Below are 2944 nucleotides of genomic sequence, written 5' to 3' on the forward strand. Positions count from 1 at the left end.
AAAGGACCGGGGAAACTAAAACGGCGACTACCTACTCTCCCACTTGTACGCAGTACCATCGGCGTGACGAAGCTTAACTTCTCTGTTCGGAATGGGAAGAGGTGGAACCTTCGTGCTATAGTCACCTGAATTTCTTCATATATCAATGACAAGACAAGCAATCAAAGCACAGCAAAAACACTGAACGTATATATCATCCATGAGTATCAATCCTCGTAAGGAAAGTGAACGGGCAATTAGTAATGCTCGGCTTTGGTGTCTCCACCTTTACACCTGCATCCTATCAACGTCATCGTCTTTGACGACCCTGAGAAATCTAATCTTGTGGCCGGCTTCGTACTTAGATGCTTTCAGCACTTATCCGATCCAGACTTAGATACCCAGCGATGCACCTGGCGGCACAACTGGTAAACCAGAGGTCTGTCCAACACGGTCCTCTCGTACTAGTGTCAGAGCCACGCAAATTTCATACGCCCACGATAGATAGAGACCGAACTGTCTCACGACGTTCTGAACCCAGCTCGCGTGCCACTTTAATGGGCGAACAGCCCAACCCTTGGGACCTTCTCCAGCCCCAGGATGTGACGAGCCGACATCGAGGTGCCAAACCACTCCGTCGATATGAGCTCTTGGGAGGGATCAGCCTGTTATCCCCGGAGTACCTTTTATCCTTTGAGCGATGTCCCTTCCATACGGAAACACCGGATCACTATGCTCTAGTTTCCTACCTGCTCGACTTGTCTGTCTCCCAGTCAAGCGCCCTTCTGCCATTACACTCTGCGGACGGTTACCGATCGTCCTGAGGGCACCTTTAGAAGCCTCCGTTACGCTTTTGGAGGCGACCACCCCAGTCAAACTACCCACCAAGCAATGTCCTTCAACTTGAAGTTAGAATTCAAACAAACAAAGGGTCGTATTTCAACAGCGGCTCCACAAATACTGGCGTACCTGCTTCAAAGCCTCCGACCTATCCTACACATCGCGTGCCCAAATTCAATGCTAAGCTATAGTAAAGGTTCACGGGGTCTTTTCGTCCCATCGCGGGTAATCGGCATCTTCACCGATACTACAATTTCACTGAGCTCACGGTTGAGACAGTGTCCAGATCATTACACCATTCGTGCAGGTCGGAACTTACCCGACAAGGAATTTCGCTACCTTAGGACCGTTATAGTTACGGCCGCCGTTTACTGGGGCTTCAATTCAATGCTTCTCTTGCGATGACATCTCCTCTTAACCTTCCAGCACCGGGCAGGTGTCAGGCTGTATACGTCTACTTTCATATTAGCACAGCCCTGTGTTTTTGTTAAACAGTTGCCTGGACCTATTCTCTGCGCCCTCTCATATAGAGGAGGGACCCTTTATCCCGAAGTTACAGGGTTAATTTGCCTAGTTCCTTAACCGTGATTCACTCAAGCGCCTTAGTATATTCAACCCGACTACGTGTGTCCGTTTGCGGTACGGGTACCTCATGAGTTAAGTTTAGCGGATTTTCTCGGCAGCATGCTTACCCACGCTATTGAATTGTCCCGAAGGACGCTTCATACTGTCAGATTCGGCTCTTTCCACGGATTTGCCTGCGGAAATCTACGCCTACATCCTTTAACGAACTATTCCGTCAGTTCGCGGTGGTGTCACTCCTGCGTCTCCACGTCACCCCATAAGGTAGTAACGGAATATTAACCGTTTCTGCCATCGGTCTCGCCGTTCGGCTGAACCTTAGGACCCGACTGACCCTGATCCGATTAGCGTTGATCAGGAAACCTTAGTCTTTCGGCGAGGGGGTTTCTCACCCCCTTTATCGTTACTTATACCTACATTTGCTTTTCCATACGCTCCAGAGTACCTCACGATACGCCTTCAACGCCGAATGGAATGCTCCCCTACCGATACTTAAGTATCCCACGGCTTCGGTAGACAACTTGATACCCGATTATTATCCACGCCCGATTCCTCGACTAGTGAGCTGTTACGCACTCTTTAAATGAATGGCTGCTTCCAAGCCAACATCCTAGCTGTCTCTGCAATCAGACTTCGTTAGTTTAACTTAGCTGTCATTTCGGGACCTTAGCCGGTGGTCCGGATTCTTCTCCTCTCGGGCACGGACCTTAGCACCCATGCCCTCACTCCTGTGATCGAACTGATGCGCATTCGGAGTTTATCAAGACTTGATAGGCGGTGAAGCCCTCGCATCTTATCAGTCGCTCTACCTCACATCAGTAATTCACAAGGCTGCACCTAAATGCATTTCGGGGAGTACGAGCTATCTCCAAGTTTGATTAGCCTTTCACCCCTACCCTCAGCTCATCCAGAAGCTTTTCAACGCTTATTGGTGCGGACCTCCATCTGGTGTTACCCAGACTTCATCCTGGCCAAGGGTAGATCACTTGGTTTCGCGTCTACCGCATCTGACTTGACGCCCTCTTCAGACTCGCTTTCGCTTCGGCTGCGGGTCTCATGACCCTTAACCTTGCCAAATACGGTAACTCGTAGGTTCATTATGCAAAAGGCACGCCGTCACTCTTGCGAGCTCCGACCGCTTGTAGGCGCACGGTTTCAGGTACTATTTCACTCTTCTGTTCGAAGTGCTTTTCACCTTTCCCTCACGGTACTGGTTCACTATCGGTCTCTCGGGAGTATTTAGCCTTACCGGATGGTCCCGGCAGATTCACACAGGATTTCTCGTGTCCCGCGCTACTCAGGATACCACTATGCTTCGTCTTGCTTCGCATACCGGACTGTCACCGTCTGTGGTCAAACTTTCCAGATTGTTCTGCTCACAAGATTTCTTGCAATATCGTGGTCCTACAACCCCTCACATGCCGTAACATGTAAGGTTTGGGCTCTTCCCCGTTCGCTCGCCACTACTGGGGGAATCATTGTTATTTTCTTTTCCTGCAGGTACTAAGATGTTTCAGTTCCCTGCGTTAGCCTCCTACTTAAG

The 2944-nt window shown here is 49.9% G+C and carries 2 rRNA genes; both read right to left on the reverse strand.

Going from position 1 to position 2944, the window contains the following annotated elements:
• Positions 1 to 18: 18 nt before the first annotated feature.
• Positions 19 to 129, reverse strand: a 5S ribosomal RNA gene (gene rrf / locus O6P32_RS13510).
• Between the two features lie 87 nt (positions 130 to 216).
• Positions 217 to 2944, reverse strand: a 23S ribosomal RNA gene (locus O6P32_RS13515); the annotation flags it as partial.

Source organism: Phocaeicola acetigenes (assembly GCF_027529745.1).
GTDB lineage: Bacteria > Bacteroidota > Bacteroidia > Bacteroidales > Bacteroidaceae > Phocaeicola > Phocaeicola acetigenes.